14 protein-coding genes are annotated in these 21,109 nt (G+C 39.7%); 8 read left to right on the top strand and 6 right to left on the bottom strand.

The features are described from left to right. Nucleotides 1-92: 92 nt before the first annotated feature. The 4 genes from V7K42_RS03660 to V7K42_RS03645 are packed head-to-tail and all read left to right on the top strand — an operon-like array spanning nt 93 to nt 8,519. A complete protein-coding gene (locus tag V7K42_RS03660) occupies nt 93-4,298 on the top strand; it encodes a non-ribosomal peptide synthetase (RefSeq protein ID WP_334913635.1) in 4,206 nt (1,401 codons plus the stop codon). A gap of 27 nt (nt 4,299-4,325) precedes the next feature. After that, nucleotides 4,326-6,359 carry an ABC transporter ATP-binding protein/permease gene (locus V7K42_RS03655; protein WP_334913633.1) on the top strand — a complete coding sequence of 678 codons (2,034 nt, stop codon included), beginning with the start codon at nt 4,326-4,328 and terminating at the stop codon, nt 6,357-6,359. Between the two features lie 30 nt (nt 6,360-6,389). Beyond that, a complete protein-coding gene (locus V7K42_RS03650) occupies nt 6,390-8,063 on the top strand; it encodes a GUN4 domain-containing protein (protein WP_334913631.1) in 1,674 nt (557 codons plus the stop codon). An 18-nt stretch (nt 8,064-8,081) separates the two neighbouring features. Next, on the top strand, nt 8,082-8,519 hold the full coding sequence (locus V7K42_RS03645) for a hypothetical protein (protein WP_334913629.1): 438 nt from the start codon (nt 8,082-8,084) through the stop codon (nt 8,517-8,519). A 27-nt stretch (nt 8,520-8,546) separates the two neighbouring features. Here the strand turns inward: V7K42_RS03645 and V7K42_RS03640 are convergent, their stop codons facing one another. After that, nucleotides 8,547-9,659, bottom strand: coding sequence for an NAD(P)/FAD-dependent oxidoreductase (locus V7K42_RS03640; protein WP_334913626.1), 1,113 nt, complete (start codon nt 9,657-9,659; stop codon nt 8,547-8,549). 79 nt (nt 9,660-9,738) lie between these two features. Next, on the bottom strand, nt 9,739-10,194 hold the full coding sequence (gene psbQ / locus V7K42_RS03635) for a photosystem II protein PsbQ (RefSeq protein ID WP_334913684.1): 456 nt from the start codon (nt 10,192-10,194) through the stop codon (nt 9,739-9,741). Nucleotides 10,195-10,554: 360 nt separating this feature from the next. Here psbQ and V7K42_RS03630 point away from each other — a divergent pair, with 360 nt between their 5' ends. The 4 genes from V7K42_RS03630 to V7K42_RS03615 all read left to right on the top strand — a co-directional run bounded on the left by V7K42_RS03630 (nt 10,555) and on the right by V7K42_RS03615 (nt 15,985). Then, the gene (locus V7K42_RS03630; RefSeq protein ID WP_334913624.1) at nt 10,555-10,989 is read left to right on the top strand and encodes a hypothetical protein; all 435 of its coding nucleotides are present in this window, start codon (nt 10,555-10,557) and stop codon (nt 10,987-10,989) included. Between the two features lie 518 nt (nt 10,990-11,507). Next, nucleotides 11,508-12,683, top strand: a complete 1,176-nt coding sequence (locus V7K42_RS03625) for a hypothetical protein (protein WP_334913622.1) — start codon at nt 11,508-11,510, stop codon at nt 12,681-12,683. A gap of 189 nt (nt 12,684-12,872) precedes the next feature. Beyond that, nucleotides 12,873-14,321, top strand: a complete 1,449-nt coding sequence (locus V7K42_RS03620; protein WP_334913620.1) for an NB-ARC domain-containing protein — start codon at nt 12,873-12,875, stop codon at nt 14,319-14,321. Beyond that, entirely contained in the window at nt 14,315-15,985 is a 1,671-nt protein-coding gene (locus tag V7K42_RS03615; RefSeq protein ID WP_334913618.1) for a tetratricopeptide repeat protein, read from the top strand. The genes V7K42_RS03620 and V7K42_RS03615 overlap by 7 nt, the downstream gene beginning before the upstream one ends. Before the next feature lie 236 nt (nt 15,986-16,221). On the opposite strand, the gene V7K42_RS03610 is transcribed toward V7K42_RS03615, so the two are convergent. From V7K42_RS03610 to eboE, 4 genes are all read right to left on the bottom strand, one after another. Then, complete coding sequence (locus tag V7K42_RS03610) at nt 16,222-16,479, bottom strand: hypothetical protein (protein WP_334913616.1); 258 nt, start codon at nt 16,477-16,479, stop codon at nt 16,222-16,224. A 121-nt stretch (nt 16,480-16,600) separates the two neighbouring features. Further along, nucleotides 16,601-18,094: a catalase gene (locus V7K42_RS03605; protein ID WP_334913614.1), complete on the bottom strand. Its 1,494-nt coding sequence runs from the start codon at nt 18,092-18,094 to the stop codon at nt 16,601-16,603. Between the two features lie 341 nt (nt 18,095-18,435). After that, entirely contained in the window at nt 18,436-19,809 is a 1,374-nt protein-coding gene (locus V7K42_RS03600; protein WP_334913612.1) for an alkaline phosphatase family protein, read from the bottom strand. Between the two features lie 15 nt (nt 19,810-19,824). After that, the gene (gene eboE / locus V7K42_RS03595; RefSeq protein ID WP_334913610.1) at nt 19,825-21,051 is read right to left on the bottom strand and encodes a metabolite traffic protein EboE; all 1,227 of its coding nucleotides are present in this window, start codon (nt 21,049-21,051) and stop codon (nt 19,825-19,827) included. Nucleotides 21,052-21,109 lie beyond the last annotated feature (58 nt).

The raw sequence follows: 21,109 nt of genomic DNA, 5'->3' as shown, positions 1-21,109 counted from the left end.
AAAGTTGTAAGAACCTTCAGATTATTACTATTTTCTGTTAATATACGCCTCCTAAAATTGACAATCAATTTTGATTGTGTACGATTAAAAATATGACTAAAAATGAGCAAGTTGTTGGTTTAATGCTACGTTTGCAGAATATAGGATGCCGAATTTGGGCTGAAGATGATAAGCTCCGAATTCGGACTAATAAAAACACTCTCACTTCTGAACTCAAGCAAGAAATTCAAACCAACAAAGCAGATATATTAGCATTTTTAAATTCTGCCAAAGCTACAACTACCATCGCCGAAGAAATCCCAGCCTTACCAGATGATGCCCCAAAGTATCTTTCATTTGCTCAACAACGCCTCTGGCTTTTAGCGCAACTCCAAGGGCCGTCAGCTAGTTATAATATGCCGATGGTTTTACAACTGGACGGCAACCTCAATATTGATGCCCTGCGCTCTAGTTTTGCTTATCTGCTTAACCGTCATACCAGCCTACGGATGTATTTTCCCACAGTGGCGGTAAATCCCCAAGTTGCGATGCCTGCGGCGGTAAACTACGCAAATTTAGATAATATCGAAGTTCTAGCGATACAAGACTACCAAAATCTTGATGAATATCCCCAATCCTCAACTATTCAAAATTTTATCGATGTTCATGTTCAAGAACCCTTTGACTTAAATACTGGCCCTTTATTTAAAGCGAAACTGCTGCAAATCAAAGAGCAAAAATATGTTTTGCTAATTAATATGCACCACATTGTCAGTGATGGCTGGTCAATGGGAGTATTTGTCCGTGAGTTCAGACAAGCTTATACCGCTTTTGTCCAAAATCAGACACCAAGTCTTGCACTATTACCCATTCAATACAGCGACTACGCAAACTGGCAACGAAATTGGCTACAAGGTGAGGTATTAGAAACTCAAATTAACTACTGGAAACATCAACTTCAGGATGCTCCCCCATTACTGGAGTTACCTACCGATTATCCCCGTCCAGCATTGCAAAGCTACCGAGGCGCACGTTATCTCTACTCCCTAACACCAGAATTAAGCGCTGGTATTAAAGCCTTAAGTCAAGAACAAGGCATAAGCTTATTTATGACTTTGTTGGCAGCTTTGAATGTTCTGCTTTCTCGTTACAGTCGCCAAGAAGACTTATGTATTGGTTCTCCCATTGCTAACCGCACCCATAGCCAAACAGAATCATTAATTGGCTTTTTTGTCAATACTTTAGTACTGCGTAACCACATCAAATCTGAGCAAAGCTTTATTGAGTTGCTTCAACAAACTCGCCAAATTTGTTTAGATGCATACTCTCATCAAGATATTCCCTTTGAGTTTCTGGTAGAAAAGTTACAACCAGAACGCAGTATGAGCCATAATCCTTTATTTCAGGTAATGTTAGCTCTAGAAAATAATGAAAGTCCCGATCTAAATTTGCCAGGATTAGAGATTCAATGGCTCGATTTCAATTGTCCGTTTGCTAAGTTTGACCTCACACTTCTGGTCATAGAATCTGATAACCAGTTAAATTGCTCTTGGGAATACGCTACCGATCTTTTTGAGAAAAGTACTATCCAACGCATGGCGGAACAGTTTGAAGTTTTGCTTAAGGGAATTATTGATAAACCTCAGCAATTCATCAAAACTCTACCATTACTCACAGAAGTTGAACGTGAACAACTAGAAAACTGGAATCAAACTCAAGCCGATTATCCCCTTAATCAAACTTTAGTTGATATGTTTGAGGCTCAAGTTGCCAAAACTCCTGATCATCATGCTTTGCTATTTGAATCTCAAAGCCTAACTTATCAACAACTTAATCAAAAAGCAAACCAACTCGCTCATTATCTAATTCAAAATTACCAAATTCAGCCAGATACCTTAATTGGTATCTGCGTTGAACGGTCTTTGGAAATGATTATTGGCGTACTCAGTATCATTAAAGCGGGTGCTGCTTATGTGCCGATTGACCCCAATTATCCACAAGAGCGTATTGGGTTTATGCTACAAGATTCTGGAATATCGTTATTGCTGACCCAAAGTTTTCTCAAAGAAAAATTACCTTTAGTTGAACTAAACCATCAGGTGATTTGTTTAGATGAAGAAACTTTTAGCTCGGCGTTAATAGATAATCCAAATGTGAAAATTACGTCTGAAAATTTAGCTTATATAATTTATACTTCTGGTTCCACAGGACAACCTAAAGGGGTGATGATTGAGCATCAAGGAATTGTTAATCTAGCTTTGAGTTGGGCGAAAACTTTTCAAGTTCAACCCCAAAGTCGCTGGCTTCAATTTGGTTCTTTTAGTTTTGATTTATCAATTGGTGAAATTGCTACTGCTTTGGGAGCAGGTGCTTGTTTGTATTTAGCCCAGAAAGAAACTTTGTTACCTAGTCAAGCCTTAATTGACTTGTTAGCTAATTGCAAAATTTCCCATTTGGCATTATCTCCTTCCGCCTTATCTGTATTACCTCCAGCCACCTTACCTGATTTGCAAGCCATAATTCTTGGTGGTGAGGCTTGCCCAGCCGAATTGGTGACACAATGGGGAACAGGACGACATTTTTTTAATTGCTACGGCCCAACGGAATCGACAGTTATTGCCACCATAGCTAATTGTGAACCGAATGGGAAAAAACCTTCCATCGGGCAACCATTATCTAATATCCGCATCTACATTTTAGATGCTCACAACCAACCATTGCCCCCAGGAATGCCAGGAGAATTGTGCATCGCGGGAGTGGGTTTAGCACGAGGCTATTTGAATCGCCCTGATTTAACCTCTGAAAAGTTTATTCAAGTTAACTTATTCGGTAAAACTGAACGAATTTACAAAACTGGTGATTTAGCAAGATGGAATTTGGATGGTAATCTTGAGTACCTGGGTCGCATTGACGATCAGATTAAATTACGAGGATTTCGGATTGAACTCGGTGAAATTGAATCAATTTTATTGCAACATCCCTTAGTTAAAGAAGCAATTATAACTCTATATAAAACTGAGAAAAACCAAAGTTTGATTGCATATATAACCGGAATTACTAGTGATTTATCTACCCAATTAAAAAACGATCTCAAATCCCGTCTGCCGGATTACATGATACCTGCTCAGATTATCGTCCTAGATAAGTTGCCTTTAACTCCCAATGGTAAAATTGACCGAAAAGCTTTACCCGTTCCCAATGGTGAGATCGAAGGCTTATATGAACCCCCACGCAACAAAGTTGAACAACAGCTAGCAAAGGTTTGGTCTGCTGTTCTCGAATGTCAAGAAATTGGAATTCATGATAACTTCTTTGACTTGGGTGGACATTCTTTACTAGCGGTAAAACTGCTAAATAATATTCAACAAGTATTTGATCGACAACTTTCTTTAAGTAGTTTATTTCAGAATCCTACTATTGCTGAACTGGCACAACAACTAAGTAATAATGAGATTCAACAGTCAAATCCCGATTTACTTGTACTTCAAACTCTAGGAAATGCAACCCCTCTATTTTGTCTTCCCGGCGCAAACGGACACAGCTTCTATTTTCGAGATTTAGCAATCAATTTCACAAATGAACGGCCAGTGTATGGACTCGAAACTCCAGGAAGAAATGGCTCTACTGCGCTCCCTGAGTCGGTTGAGCTTCATGCTAGTCAACTGATTGAGCTATTACGCCAACAGCAACCCAAAAGTCCATACATACTGGCAGGATATTCTTCAGGTGGTGCCGTTGCTTTTGAAATGGCTTCCCAACTCGAACAGCAAGGTGAAACAGTTAGTTTACTAGCTATCTTTGATGCCGGACTGGTTTCTTGCTCTGAGTATATTACTGATAGAACAGACCTTGATTGGATTTGGCAAACTATTCAACGAATTGAAGCTTTGAAGGGAATCTCTTTAGGTCTGCAATATGATGATTTAGCCGCTCAAACTGATGACCAAGCTAGATGGGAACTGACGGCAGAATATTTGTACCGTCATAATGTTTTACCGGAACACTCAACCCTCTCTTTACTCAAAACAAATCTGCAAGTTATGAAAGTGCTGACGCTCAATTATGCTAAATATCAGCCTCATCATCCAATTTCTGCACCCATTGTTTTATTCCGCGCTCAAGAAGTTCAGGAGATTGTTTTGCAAGAACTCCAAGCTTTTTCCGATTGCTATCTACCCGATTGGGGATGGCAAGCCTATACTCAACAGCCGATTAGAGTGATTGAAGTACCTGGAAACCACGGTCGAATGCTTTATGAACCCAATGTAAAAATCTTAGCCAGACAATTACAGCTTGCGATCGCAGATGGAGCGTGGTAAAGATTAATACCAAAATAGGAGTACGATATGCAATCCAAAACTTTTCGCGATCAACCCTTAAAGAAAGATTCTTTTATTTCAACTTTTACTCAATTTTGGGAAGATGTAAGAGCGATCGCAGGGCCTTACTGGTATCCCACTGAAGCACAAGGAAGAGTATTTTCAAATGTAATTCGCGCATGGGGAATGCTCATCCTATTAATATTATTAATAATTGCGCTTGTGGGTGTAACAGCCTTTAATAGCTTCATTAGTCGCTATTTGGTCGATGTCATTATTGAAGAGAAAAATTTTGATAAATTTGTTGAGACAGTATCGCTTTATGGTGCTGCTCTTGTCTGCGTAACACTCTTAGTAGGATTTACTAAATTTATCAGAAAAAAAATTGCTCTTGATTGGTATGAATGGCTAAATAATCACACCTTAGAAAAATATTTCGGCAATCGAGCTTATTATAAAATCAACTTTAAATCTGATATTGATAACCCAGATCAACGTCTATCTCAAGAAATTGAACCTATTACCAGAAGCGCTCTCAATTTTTCAGCTACTTTACTAGAAAAAACGCTGGAAATGATCACTTTTTTAGTAATTCTCTGGTCAATTTCCCAATTTGTCGCAGTTGCTTTGGTTGCTTATACCATCGTAGGTAATGTGATTGCTGTTTACTTGACTCAAGAATTGAATAAGATTAATCAAGAGGAACTTGAATTTAAAGCTGATTATGCTTATGCTCTAACCCATGTTCGGAATCACGCTGAATCGATAGCTTTTTTTCAGGGAGAAAAACAAGAATTAAATATAATTCAGCGTCGATTTGCTAATCTTCTAAAAAGTGCTACACGCAAGATTAATTGGGAGAGAAATAAAGATATTTTTAGCAGAGGATATCAGGCTGTTATCCAAATATTTCCCTTTATAGTACTCGGCCCTTTATATATTAGAGATGAAATTGATTTTGGAGAAGTTGGTCAAGCTAGTTTAGCTTGCAATCTGTTTGCTAATGCTATGGCAGAAGTAATCAATGAATTTGGAACTTCTGGAAGATTTTCTAGTTACGTTGATCGCTTAAGTGAGTTGTCAGATGCGTTAAAAGCTGTAACCAAAGAACCAGAGAATGTAAGTACGATTAAAACTATAGAAGAAAACCGTCTTGCTTTCGAGCATGTCACCTTACAAACACCAAACTATGAGCAGGTAATTGTCGAAGATTTATCACTTTCTGTTCAGCCTGGAGAAGGTTTATTGATTGTTGGGCCGAGTGGTCGAGGTAAGAGTTCTCTGTTGAGAGCGATCGCTGGTTTGTGGAATGCTGGAAATGGTCGTCTAGTGCGACCTCCCTTAGATGAAGTATTGTTTTTGCCCCAACGTCCTTATATAATTTTGGGAACTTTGCGCGAACAGTTACTCTATCCTCAAACAAATCGTAAAATGAGCGATCGAGAACTTGAAGGAATTTTGCAACAAGTTAACTTACAAAACTTGCTGAGTCGAGTAGATGGTTTTGATACTGAAGTTTCTTGGGAGAATATACTCTCGTTGGGAGAACAACAGCGTCTTGCATTCGCACGATTATTAGTTACTCATCCTAGCTTTACTATATTAGATGAAGCAACAAGTGCTTTAGATTTGAATAATGAAGGGAATTTATATCAACAGTTACAATCAACGAAAACAACTTTTATCAGTGTTGGACATAGAGAAAGTTTATTTAATTATCATCAATGGGTTTTAGAATTATCACAAGATTCTAGTTGGCAACTTGTAACTGTAGAAGATTATCGGCTTCAAAAAGTAACCCAAATTGTCAAAAATCCACCCGAAAATGCTGAAGTAACAATAGATGTTTTACCCAATAATCAAGACCGAAATCAACCAGAAATATCTCTTGTGGCAAGCACGATTGGCGGACTTTCTCATAAGGAAATGCATATATTAACAGACTCTCCTATTAACACTATTAGAAGCAAAGCTAGTCTGGGAAAATTCATTACTACTAAGGATGGCTTTACATACCGATATGATAAAGACCCCAATGTGTTGAAATGGATAAAAGCTTAACAACTATTTATACTTTTGAAACCCGGAAACATGCTAACTAAACAGCAAAGACAACTAATTGCTTACGAAAATATTTCCATTTACGAACAAACTTATAAATTGCCCGTTTTAAAAAATAACGGTGTAAAAAGAGTTCAAAAAAAACTTAGAGAACGTCAAAGATTAATTAAAGAAGGCGTTCGATATAACCATCAGTTTGGAGGGATAATTAAACGGAAAGAAGAAGTTAGTCAGGGAGAAATTTTTGAGGAGATCCAACTATTCATTAAAGACTACATTCATATTATTGATTTACTAGAAAACTATAAAGATAGTTATCATAACTTTTTGTTAAAACTTACGGATGACTTAAAAAAGTTATTTAAGCAAAAATATCTGGAAATCAAAAACTTAGAAGATGAACAAAGCAAAATAGAGATAAAAAATAAAGAAAATCTAAAAATAGTTGAGGAGTTAAGATGGGAAAAACAAGAAAACTTTAAAGCAGTTTTATTATTAAGCAATACATATTTTATGATGTTAGATAAAATAAAATTGCTTAGTAAAGGAATTAAAAATCTTACAGAGGATACAAAAAATCAAAAAAAAATTGTTCAGCAAATAATTAGAGATTTAGAAGTCTATCAAGAAATTTATGAATATCAAATAAAAGCTAATAAAATCCGTCAGGAAATAGCTAAAATTGCTCAGACTGCAATCAATTTTGAAAATTCTCTGCAAGATTATTTTAGTCCATTTCAATCTTTAATAGATGAAGTTGTTAAAGTAGATGAATATTTTTATAAAACTGTTGGAGATATTAAAATTTTAGGAGATAATATTTTGAAGTGCAAGTTCAATTTATTAAATCTTGAAACAACCGAGACAATTTCTGATACTTTTCTGGATTTTATGGTGACAAGTTATGAGAAACAAACCAGATTAAAAGATGCTTTTATTGAGTCTCAATTATTCGATTGGCAAATCAATAATTTTGATTTGAGTGAAAATGATGTCTTTTTAAATAAGGGGATTGATTTAATATCTAATTACATATCTAGTGAACTCACCGATCAAAGAAGACTCCTAGGTATAACAGAAGTAAACTTTGTCTCTACAGCGCCTCTATCTTCTGTTCAAGAAACAGGATTGATGGAACTGACTAATAACAATGTTACGTTCCAAAACAATAGAAATATCGATTATACCCAACTGCGGGATCTCCTCGCGCAGCACAAGTGGAAAGAAGCTGATATTGAAACTACTAAATTAATTTTACAAGTAATGAATAAGACTTATTGGAATGAAGTTTATAAGGAAGATATTGATAACTTTTCTTGTCAAGATCTCCACACCATCGATCAACTTTGGGAACAATACAGTTATGGTTATTTCGGCTTCAGTGTTCAGGAAAGTATCTGGAGTGAAATGGGTGGTCAAGTAGACTATGAAACAGAAAAGAGACTTGGCGATCGCCTTGGTTGGCGAAAGGAGGGAAACTGGTTAGACTATGAGCAACTAACTTTTAAATTGTCCCCGATGACACCGATGGGACATTTACCAGCCAAATGGTTACACTATGACCAAAATACCTATGACTTATCCTCAAAGTCATCTACAGAAGACCTTTCAATGGGAGCGTGGCGGGTGGGGTCTTGGTTAGTTTGGCAGATGCACTTATTTTTCTCTCGTGTAAAAATTTGTAACAGAATATCAATACTTTAATACATTTAAAATATCAACATGGATAATATTAATCTTTCTGATATAGAAATAGAAATTTTACTTTTTGGAAAATGGCGTTTTGATACAGCTTGGGAAAAAATATCTATTATCTTTAAAGATGATATGACTTACGAACAAACTAGGGTTCAAACATTTATTCTATATAAACCTAAAGAACTGATAACAGGGAATAAATTTAATGGTGTATGGTACGTAACCGATCGCAAATTGTATCTAAATATTAAAACCATTCCCAAATCATTTTTAAATTTACAAATACCCCTAGCTTTTAAAATTTCTGTTGCAGATATTGTAGCTACTGTGGGTTCTTTATTTACAGCCGAAAAGTATGATGTCGTTAAAATTAATAGTTCTAAATTTTTACTAAAGGATGGAGAACAATCAATTATTGGTACAAAAATAAATATCCCATCGGGAATGCGTGGTAACAATTAAAAATTATCAAATTACAGACAGCTAGGTTTACCTACTTGCTACTGCTTGATCGCTAATCATCTCACGAATTGCATAAGCTGTGGCGGGTGCTAGTAAAACACCGTTGCGATAGTGTCCGGTAGCTAGGAGGATGTTACTAAATCCTGGTAATTTCCCAATAACTGGGGCTGGACGACCTTCAGGACGGGGACGTAACCCCGACCAAGTGCGGAGAATTGTTGCTGTGGCTAACTCTGGGCAAAATGCGATCGCTTGTTTTCTCACAGATTCTAATAGTTCTTGATTTGGCGGTATCTCATTTTCATTGCTGGGAAACTCTACAGTCGCACCTACCCAATAATCTGTGCCGCCTATAGGAACAATATGGACATCGTTACCCGTTATCGCTGGCTGGAAGTCGGGATTGCCTAATGGATGCCCTAGACGCATTTGCAACGCTTGCCCAAGTACGGGACGGATATCAATTATCTGATTTAATTTTGCCGTCAGTGGTGTAGAACCTAGCCCTGCTGCAATTACAAACCAATCTGCGGCTATTTTTCCTTCTGTAGTCTCAAGTTGAATGCAAAATTGGGGAGAAGATTCAGGTGATGAGGTTTGAGCATCCAAAACAGTCACGCCAAATTTGAAAGTTACACCGTTTTGCTGGGCAGCCTCAACTAAAGCTAAGGTGAGGGCAGTTGGATCGAGTTGACGATCTTGGGGAGAATAGACAGCGCCAATAATTTTTTCGCAATCAACTTGAGGACAGATATTCTGGAGTTTAGCAGTATCCCATATTTCTAAATGCCAGCCTTGTGAGTGGCGGATTTCTACAAGTTTTTCCCATGCAGCTAAATTCTCTTCTTCCAAACCCAAACTGAGAATTCCCTGGCGGTTAAAAGGGATTTTGCGACCTGTTGAAGCTTCTAATTCGGGAATCAAAGTTTCATAGCGTTGGATGCTAGTTTGTCGCATCTGCCAAGCTTTGCCCTTAATTTTTTGACTGACTGCGCCCATCAAAACGCCAAGTGCAGCGCCCGTGGAAGCTTGGGCTGGTGGTTGGCGATCGCAAACTGTAATTTTCAGCCCTTTTACTTGACTCAGTTCGTAAGCGATCGCAGCCCCAACTACACCACAACCGATAATTACTACATTCATTACTTGTGCTTTCAGCGATAAATGAGGTTAGGAGTTAGAAGTTAAAAATTTTTAACTCTTAACTCCTAACTATGAACTCTTAACCTTCTTCTTTTTTAGGAAGCAGATCGAGGAATTTGTCAAGGTCTGTGAAAGCAGCTTGGGATTGATTCAAAGCAACTAGAGGATTGCTAGCACTAGTAGCTTTATCAAGTTTAACTAGGTCATTAAACAAATCTCGCGTTATTTGACGGGCTGTGGGTTGGTCTTTGGGTAGAAGGTTGGGAGTGACATAAGTCAGGTTCAGCCTTGCTTCCGTTATGGGGCCATGTATAAAGTTACGCACATTTATCCAATCACCTTTTTGGATCAGGGTTTTCAACTCATCTGAGCGATCGCGCACAGCCTGAATTTCAGGAACATAAGTTTGAATTCTTTCAAGTTGAGTTGGTGTGTAACTTGGAGGTGTTACTGAAGCACTAGGGCCGCCACAACTCATGAGGAATGTGGCCAATAATACTAAAACAAATGAAAAAATTGAGCGTTGACGCGCCATGACAATGAACTTAATTGCTTTTTGTTTACCGATTAACAGTGTCATTTTAGATCGTCGCTAGCGCAATCGTTCTTGTCTGCCAAGGATTTTGCAGAAAATCTTGATATTTGATCCAAAGATCAGATTTTCATCTGCTTTTAAGGAATTTTTAAGTACAATTACTTAATAGGTGTTAGACAGTCCCAATAAGAAGCTATTTTTCACATCTACTTAGTTACCAGCATTGTTAGGAAAGTCTGATTTAGAGTTGCTAAATCTCAAAGGTCTTGATAAGCTGAAACACCAATAATATAAGCCTTCTGGCGATTTTTCTATCTTCAGATCACCGAAGATGCCGACGCAATATAGGAGTGTTTTTTAGTGAATGCAGCTGAACAGGCAACAAACCTTGAACTCGCCAGCAATATTGCCACGGTGGTTAACTTGTTCAAATTCGAGTTTCCTGATGCCAAATCCGATCTCAAACCCTGGAAAAATGACCCGGAAACCAGGGAGTTAGTCGATCCAGAGTCTATAGATATTGGCTTTCACTTTCCTGGTATCAGCAAATCTTGGCGAAGTCGCAGTATTTTAATTCAAATCAGATTTCATCAAGATCCCATCAATAATTCCCGGCGTGCGATCGGCGTGGAGGTTGCTGGATTCGATCATCGCGGTGAGGCGTGGCGACTTTCTACGGTAGAAAACTGGAGTGTTGTCGGCACATCTTCGCCTTCTGGTGAAATCGAGGAGAAGCTCAAACAAATTTGCCGCCAGATTTTAGAAGTTTTTAATAAACCAGGACTTACGCATTGAAAACCTGAAACCTAGATCCCCCCTTAAAAAGCTACGGTGTATACACAAGTCTGAAAATAGCTGAAGAACTTAGAGGATGAATGAACAAGTCCTCTCGTTGGTAGCAAAACATTTCAGATCCCCCTAAATCCCCCGATAAATTGGGGGACTTTGATTCTTCCCCTTTTTAAGGGGGGCTAGGGGGGATCTCTAAGTGCCTAAAATCACAGCGAAATACTTGTTCATTCAACCTCTTAGGTCTTACCCCACCCTAACCCTCCCCTTATAAAGGGGAGGGAACCGGAAATATTTATTATTTCCCCCCTTGATAAGGGGGGATTAAGGGGGGTAATACGACTTGTGTATACACGGTAGCCTTAAAAAGGGGGGAACGATAAAAGCCCCCTTTTTAAGGGGGTTGGGGGATCTCTTGTGCGTAAGTTTTATAAACCAAGTGAATGAAATCAACTTGTGTTAGAGAAAGTAGTAAGGAATAATACAGAGAAAAGCTTTGCGTAGGCATAACCTGCCTTATCACAATGACCACCGTAATATTTGTACATGGCACTGGTATTAGGGAACGAGAATACAACGAAACCTTTCAGGTAATTGAGCAAAAGATTCACGCCCAACGTCCTGATATAAAGGTTGCTCCCTGCCTTTGGGGTGCATTGGGTGCGAAGTTCAATAATAATCGGGCATCAGTACCCTTGGAAGATGCGACGCTGGCTTTATCTTCAGGAGAAGAAGACGCAGAGATTGTATTGTGGGGGCAATTATATCGCGATCCTCTGTACGAATTGCGACTGTTTTCTTTGCAACCTATTGAGTCAGGAAATCCCTTTGGGGAAGAACCAGGGGATGTTTTACAATCTCGTGTAGCCAGTCTCACACCGACATCTGAACTGGAAGCTAACTTCCAAGAGGCGGGAATTGCAGAGGTATTTGAGCAAGCACGAGAGGCTATTATCCACAGCGAACCGTATGAACGGGCATTGCTCACAGTTTCCGAAGCTGATTTGAGTGAATATTATGCACTAATAGCTAGAGCAGTTGTGGCTCAAGCAATGTTTATTAGCGAACAGCAAGAAAAATTTCCCCCCATACTCACCGATGCCCAATTGCGCGATAAAGTTGTGGACTTGCTGACTCTGGCTTTAGGAGAGGCGGAGTTAGGATTGGGCGGCTGGTTATTAAAGCCATTTGTTGAACTAGCGCAGCACGGCGGCACAAATTATGTCAGAGGAAACCGCCTAGAGTTAACTGATAAAATTTCGCCTATGCCTGGTGATATTTTGTTGTATCTGACGCGGGGTGAAAAAATTAGGGAGTTTATCAAGCAACAAATCGAAGAAGCAGAACCGCCAGTAGTTTTAATCGCCCATAGTTTGGGAGGTATCGCTTGTGTAGATTTGCTAGTGCAGCAGCAGTTGTCTCAGGTGGAATTATTGGTAACAGTTGGTTCCCAAGCACCATTTTTATATGAGATTAACGCCTTCTACAGCTTAGAATATGGGCAGTTATTGCCAGAGCATTTCCCGGAATGGTTGAATATCTACGATTTACGGGATTTTCTTAGTTACGTGGGTAAGAATATTTTCCCTGAGCGAGTGCAGGATGTGCGAGTGGATAGCAGACAACCATTTCCCCGTTCCCACGGTGCTTATTGGACAAATGCTAAAACCTGGGAGGCGATTATTTCGAGGTTGCCATAATGCTTTACTTTTTACGGTATCTAGAAAACCCCACTCAAAACCTCTCCAATACAAGGCTACGGTGTACACACGAGTTAAATTACCCCCCTCAATCCCCCCTTTACAAGGGGGGAAGCCGGAAATCTAGTTCCCTCCCCTTTACAAGGGGAGGGTTAGGGTGGGGTAAAAACCATGAGAGGCTAAGTCATCATGCTGTTGATGGCTAAACCTGAGCGGACATTTGGGTTAATTGTGGGTATTGAAAAGTACTACGAATCTACTTGGAATGTGACAGGCGGGGGGCCAGCCGATGACGCGCTGAAATTTGCTCATTGGCTGCATCTGCACGGTGTACCGAAGGAGAATATTCGGTTATGTTTATCAGCGCTGGAAGAAAATCATCAGTTAATTGGGGAATGTGGGTTAACTGTAGAGTTAGCAACAGAGCAAAATATCTCCGACATTGTGACTAACTTTTTATCCCCACAATCGGGGGATTTACTCTACATTTTTTGGGCGGGACATGGTTCGATTACCTCCGAACGAGAGCGTCGGTTGTTTTGTGCTGATGCCAATAAACAGAATTGGCAGAATTTAGATTTGAATTCTTTATTAGTTTTGTTGGGTTCCGATAAATTTCAGATTCGGAATCATATTTGTATTATTGATGCCTGTGCCAATTATGTTTTAGAGGCGAAGGGAAGACCAACTAATTTAGGTGGCAAAGCTTTTTTGAATGGACAACCACATAAAGATAGTCAACAATTTGTGTTACTGGCTACGCGGGAAGGAGAAAAAGCTAAGGTAAATTCGGAAAATAAAACAGGTTACTTTTCTCAAGCGGTGAGAGAGGCTTTCGCTGAAGCTAATGGGAATTTTCCGCCGGATATGAAAGGAGTTACTGAGGCAGTTAAGCAGCGATTTAATAGTTCAGATAAAAAACAACTGCCGACTTATTTTTATTCCCGCAGTTGGGATGGAGATATTGAAAAATCTCATTTCAACCCCTTTGATATCCCGCATAATATCCAACAGAGTCAAGCTCTTAAGTTTGTTGGGAGGGATGAGCAAATAGAACAATTGCGTCAGCTATTGCAAGCAAACGATGTTGTGGCAATTAGCGATGTGACTGGACAAGGTGGGGTGGGTAAAACAGAGTTAGCTATTCAATACTCATGGCAATATTTGGCAGATTATTCTGGTGGGTGTTGTTGGTTAAATCCCCAAGGAACTGATTTAGGAACTCAGTTAGTCAATTTTGGAATGATTCATTTCTCTAACTTCAATCCTCCTGAGCAATTAGATGCAACAGGTAAAGTTTTATATTGCTGGAAGAACTGGCAAGCAGGCAAAGTTTTATTAATATTTGATGATGTTAAAGACTGGAAACAAATTCAACCATACCTACCACTCAAAGGTTCTCGGTTTAAGGTGTTAATTACCACTCGGCAAAACACAGGGTTAATATATACCTCACTGCCGTTAGGTAAATTGTCGGCAGAGGGAGCATTAGAATTATTAACAACTCTGCTAGGAAAAGATAGGGTTGAGAAGGAATTAGAGTTTGCTAAGGGACTTTGCAAATTTGTGGATTATGTACCTATTGGACTTTACCAAATAGCAGCACAGTGCCGAGAGCCAGGGAGAGAATTATGTTAGCAGACATCCTGGCACGGCTAGAGAATCAAGCATCAACAGGTGAGTCTGGTGTAGCAGCAGCTTTTGAGTTGAATTGGCAAAGCTTGGAATCAGAAGCACAAAAATTGGCTTGTTTGGTGAGTTTGTTTGCTTTGGCTCCTATCCCCTGGTCTTTCGTAGAATCAGCAGCAAGTGCTAGCCTTATGGAATTTGACCTCAAAGCTAACTGCACTGTTTTAGTTGAGCGTTATCTGCTGCAAGAATTGGCAGAAGACACCTACCAAGTTCACGAACGCATTCAGGAATTATTGCGACAGAAGTTAGAAGAGTTAGCCCAAGTGGATGAACTCAAGCGCGGCTTTTGTCAAGCAATGGTAGCAGTAGCCGAGGATATTCCTCAGATAGCCACATTAATAGAAATTGTTCAAGTAACTCTTGCTATCCCTCACCTTGTGGAAATTGCCACAGTTTACCAAACTTGGTTAAGCGATGATGATTTAATCTGGCCTTTTTTGGGCTTGAATAGATTTTACGCAGGTCAAGGAGCCTATGCACAAGCCTTACCTTGGTGTGAGCAAAGTTTATCAACTGCTAGAAAGCGTTTTGGGGATGAACACCCCTCTGTGGCAACTAACCTGAACAATTTGGCATTCCTCTACGATTCACAGGGAAGGTACAGCGATGCCGAACCCTTATACATCCAAGCTTTGTCCATGAGAAAACGCCTGCTGGGACATGAACACCCGGATGTGGCAACTAGCCTGAACAATTTGGCAGGACTCTACCGTTCACAAGGAAGGTACAGCGATGCCGAACCCTTATACATCCAAGCTTTGTCCATGAGAAAACGTCTGCTGGGACATGAACACTCGGATGTGGCAACTAGCCTGAACAATTTGGCAGGACTCTACCGTTCACAAGGAAGGTACAGCGATGCCGAACCTTTGTACATCCAAGTTTTGGCGATGAAAAAACGCTTGCTGGGGGATGAACACCCCTCTACGGCAGTTAGCCTGAACAATTTGGCTGAACTCTATCGTTCACAGGGAAGGTACAGCGATGCCGAACCTTTGTACATCCAAGCTTTGGCGATGACAAAACACCTGCTGGGGGATGAACACCCCTGTGTGGCAATTAACCTGAACAATTTGGCATTACTCTACTATTATCAAAAACGTTACATAGAAGCAGAACCCTTCTCACTGCAAGCGATAGAACTAGATAAGCGAATCTTAGGAGAAAAGCATCCCGATGTAGCTGTTGACTTGCACAATTTAGCTTTAATATATTGCGCCCAAGGACGTTACAATGAAGCAGAAGCATTATTATTGCAATCTTTGAAACTTAAACAGCATCTACTTTCAGAGAATCATCCTCTTTTGGCAGATACTATTTACGCTCTTGGTTATATGTACAGAGTCCAAGGGCGCTACAATGAAGCAGAACCATTCTGTCTCAAAGCATTAGAACTTGATAAACACTTGTGGAGAAATAACCATCCCACTGTTGCGGAAAGTCTGAACAATTTGGCAGAACTCTACCGTTCACAGGAAAGGTACAGCGAAGCCGAACCCTTGTACATCGAAGCTTTGGAGATCGCTGAAAAACGTTTGGGAGTAAATCATCCCAATACAATAACCATTCGTGAAAATCTGGAAGACTTGCGGCAGAATCCTCAGCCTTGATTCAGGAGAATGGTTGCTTTTGTCTGGCGTTGGTTTCAGTAATTTAGGTAATCTGCACCGGCTGCATTACCCCCCTGGGATTCAAATCCCAGTCTAATAAGTAGGCAAGATAATTAATTACACAATGTCATTGCAAATCCAGTGAAGCAAAATAATGCGATCGCAACGCTTAAAACTACTTCTCTAGGATATGATCTGCGAAGGGTGCGATCGCAATAACTGTTAATATTTATTGTTTATCTACTTAATGAGCCTCTGAACTCCATTAATGAGCCTTTGATACTCATTAAAGAGTCTTTGATACTCATTAAAGAGCCTTTGAACTTCATTAAAGAGTCTTTGATACTCATTAAAGAGTCTTTGATACTCATTAAAGACTCTTTGAACTTCATTAATGAGCCTTTGATACTCATTAAAGAGCCTTTGATACTCATTAAAGAGTCTTTGATACTCATTAATGAGCCTTTGAACTCCATTAACGAGTTTGTTTTCATTTATCAAATCCCCGACTTCTTCAAGAAATCGGGGATCTAAATTTAGCTTCAGTATGTAACCTTCCATCCAGGTTTTCGGTGCGTTAGCCTACGGCATAACACACCCTACGAAACTATGAGGCTACCAGTTACCTACAGGTTGAGCAGTAGCAGGAAGCATTGAAGGATCGATTGAAATCCCCAATTCTTCAGCTACACGACGACCATAAGAAATATCTGCCCGGAAGAAGTGGCAAAGTTGGCGCATTTGGATGTCCGGTCTCGCTTGAGAGAGACTGCCGACGATATTTTTAGCAAGACGCTCTTGCTGCTCAGGAGTTAGTAACCGATACAGATTACCTGCTTGGGTGTAATCGTCGTTTCCTTCACGATGACTGTAACGATCGACTGTGACATCGCCCAAATGCTTAGGTGGCTCTGCATAAGCTGGATTTTCTTTAGGCGTACCCTCAGCACTATTCGGTTCATAGTTAGGAACGCTACCGTGGTTGTTCCCCGGTGCCATAAAGCCATCTCGCTGATAATGCATCACTGGACATTTTGGCTGGTTGACGGGTAGTTGCTGATAGTTACCACCCAAGCGATACCGTTGAGCATCTGGGTAAGAAAAAATTCGAGCTTGAAGCATTTTGTCTGGAGAGAAACTAATGCCAGGAACCACTGCACTAGGGCTAAAAGCGGCTTGCTCTACTTCGGCAAAATAATTCTCAGGGTTACGATTTAGCTCTAATATCCCGACTTCAATTAAAGGATATTCTCCTTGCTTCCAAACTTTGGTCAAGTCAAAGGGATTATCTGGATGTTTTTCTGCTTGCTCCTCAGTCATTACCTGAATGCACATCCGCCACTTAGGATAATCTTTGTTAGCGATCGCTTCAAACAAATCGTGAGTTGCATGATCGGGATCTTCGCCCTTAATCTTGCCTGATTCTTCCTCAGTCAAAGTTTGATGCCCTTGCAGAGTCTTAAAGTGAAATTTACACCAAACGCGATCGCCTTCAGCATTAATTAAACTGAAGGTGTGGCTACCGAATCCATCCATGTGGCGATGGTCTTTTGGAACTCCCCGATCTGAAAACAGGATCGTCACTTGGTGAAGCGATTCTGGACTGAGTGACCAAAAATCCCACTTTGCATTCTGGTCTTTGCAATTGGTTTGGGGATTGCGCTTCTGGGTATGGATAAAATCAGGAAACTTCAAAGGGTCGCGGATGAAGAAAATAGGGGTATTGTTACCTACAAGATCCCAGTTACCCTCCTCAGTATAAAACTTGAGAGAAAAACCTCTAGGGTCGCGCTCGGCATCTGCTGAACCTTTTTCTCCTCCAACGGTAGAAAAGCGCAAGAGAAGTTCTGTTTTCTTGCCAATTTCAGAAAAAAGTTTGGCTTTACTGTAGCGGCTGATGTCATTGGTAATAGTCAAAGTACCGTGAGCCGCTGCACCTTTAGCGTGGACAACTCTTTCAGGAATACGTTCTCTGTTGAAATGAGCCAGCTTTTCTAAGAGGTGAAAATCCTGTATTAATACAGGGCCACGCGCTCCAGCAGTGAGTGAGTTCTGGTTATCACTAACAGGAATACCATCAGCAGTTGTCAAGTTTTGGGGTTCAGTCATGGATAAAGAAGTTCTCCGTTAAGTTCTTGAGATAGCCAAAGTAAAATTTAGCCAACAGATAGGTGGTTGTCCACTGATGGAGCTAATTAATTCATAGTCATAACGAGTTCATAAACTAATCATACTCGATATGATTATGAATTACAACAAAATTGTTTTGTATTTTTGGAATTATTTAAGAACTCACACTTAAGCATTAATGTCAAGCAAAGGATAGGGCAAAGTTCATTCGCGGCTAGACAAACTAAAGTTACCCTACATAGAACAAAGAGCTTAAGCAACTGATTTAACCTACGGAGGTGGGTAAAGTTTAGTGTAGACGAGGTTTCTAACTGCCCTTTTTACTGATTTAAATGTTTGAGAATCAACGAGCAAACATCTGTCGCCTCAATTTGATGTTCATCAACGAGGTGGGTTTGATGGGTGATGAATAGAGGCCCTTCATCTGGAGAAGTAGCGATGTTACCGTGAGAACCACGCACCAATGAAGCATCCAGAGGAATAACATCCATGAGGTAGCGGAAACCCAGTTGTTTCTTAAGTAGCTTGAGAGCAATTTTTCCTTGGGGAAAAGTAATCTGTGGATCGAGGAAAAGTTCTACAGGATCGTAACCAGGTTTGCGGTGGATATCTACAGTTCTAGCAAAATCAGGCGCTTTTGCGTCATCAAGCCAATAATAATAGGTAAACCAAGCATCAGATTTAGCGATCGCTACCAACTCCCCCGATCTAGGATGATCGAGGTGGTAGGCTTGTTTACCCTGTTCATCCAATACCTGCGCTACACCTTCAGTCGCTTCTAAAAGCGATCGCACTTTCGGAATATACGCCGGATCGTTCACATATACATGAGCAATTTGATGATCGGCAACAGCAAAGGCAATGCTAGCCCCAAAATCGAGCAGTTCTCGCCCTAATTCTTCTCGGATAGCAATTAGACCATTCTCCCGTAGTACGCGGTTTAAATCCACAGCTTTGGAGACTGGAGTAATGCCATACTCAGAAAGAATAATTACCTGAGTATTACGTGCTTCATAATATTCAATTAAATCCCCACAAACAGCATCAATTTCTTTTAAATCAGCTTGAATCTGTGTTTGATTGTTACCAAATTTTTGCAGACAGTAATCTAAGTGTGGTAAATAAACTAGTGATAATGTGGGGCTGTAGCGTTCCTCAATCCACTTTGCAGAATTGGCAATCCATTGGCTAGAACTAATAGTAGTTTTTGGCCCCCAGAAATCAAATAGAGGGAAGTTGCCTAAATCAGATTGAATTTGCGATCGCACATCACTAGGATGGGTATAAATATCAGGTAATTTTCTCCCATCTGCGGGATACATCGGGCGCGGTGTAATCGCATAATCTGCTGTAGAGTACATGTTGTACCACCAAAAAAGGTTAGCACAAGTGAAGTTTGGATCGATTGATTTAGCTATTTCCCAAACTTTTGGAGCTTGTACTAGCTTATTAGATTGTCGCCAAAATTTAACTTCACATTCATCTCGAAAATACCAACCATTAGCGACAATTCCATGTTCATCAGGGAATTTTCCTGTTAAATAAGTAGCCTGAACCGAACAAGTAACAGCAGGTAAAACTTTTCCAATTGACGCTACCTGACCTTTCGCAGCCCAAGAAGATAAAAACGGTGTGTTTTCTCCTAATAAACTGGGCGTTAATCCAACGACATTTAAAACAACCGTTTTCTGCATGAAAATAATTCCCTTTTAATTTGCGGCAAATTCATTTAATACCCACTCATACTCACGCTGAATAGAAGTCAGCAAATCTATCTTCATTTCTGATGGCAATACATCCCAAGTGTAAGTCTCAATTTCTAAATGTGAGCAAGCATCGTTTATCTGAAGTAGATTTAAAACAGTTGCAATATCATCTTGCGTAGACTGCAAAATTTGATAATCATGAATAAAAATTGGGACGTGAAAGTGAATGCGCCATTCTTCAGCTAAAGATTGTTCTAAATGTGGTAATGCAGTTATTAAGTCAGGATAGTGATGGAGTGTACCATCATTGCGACGTTCTATTACCTGGTGAAGATAAGTAGATTCAGCAAAAGGACGTAAGCGTTCAACTATCAAACTACGCTTCTCAATATCAGCAGGTATTTTTACTTTAATTGCGGCGCTAATTTGAATTTTGCCAATCTTAATTCCTGCCGATTGCAAACGTGTAAATACAGATTGTGGTTCCTCATATTCAACTGAAAAATGGCAGGTATCATAGCAAACGCGAACGTGTTCTAGCAATTTAATTTCTGCTAAACTCTGCTCAATATTTAACTTTTCTGATAAATAATTACTACCAATTGGCAATAAGTAATTTTGATAAAAATCAATTACTTCTGAAGTATTTTCAATTAAACCATCAGGTTCAGGTTCTAAATCAATATGAAGTATCTTTCCAGTTTCTTCATAGATGCGAATCATTTCTCCAACAACTGATGCTATATTCAAACAACTCTTTTTCAGAACAGTCTCGAAATTTTCTTGGTCTTTTCTCCACCAAGGTTTATAGGATAATGGCAGTGTAGAAATTCCGCCGTCTAATTCTTTTGGTAACAGCACAGCTAAAATTTGTGTCAAGTTTAATGTATAGTTAACTCGTTCTTGTGTAGACCAATCGGGTGCATAAACTTGGTCTTTTACAACCTGTCGATGGAATCCACCATAAGGAAATCCATTTAAGGTAAAGACATATAAATTATGCTGAGTTAGCCATGCTTGAAATTGAGCTAAATTATTACTTTCTAAAAGTTGTGTTGCAGCAATATCTGCTAACCTCAAGCCAATACCGAAAGATTCTGTAGGCGATAAACGTGACTTTAGTTCGGGAATATAGTTTTCTAAATTAGCGAAAACCTCTAGCCAAGTTTCGCCAGGATGAATATTGCTGCAATAAGTTAAATGAAAGTTGCTGTTTTTTGTAATTTTCATTTTCTAGTTTGATGTCCTATATATGTTAAAAATTTTTACTTCGGCTTATAAAATACTT

Origin of the sequence: Nostoc sp. (assembly GCF_036917455.1) — a bacterium.
Classification (GTDB): Bacteria; Cyanobacteriota; Cyanobacteriia; order Cyanobacteriales; family Nostocaceae; genus Nostoc.
This window is presented reverse-complemented; position numbering and strand designations above follow the sequence as displayed.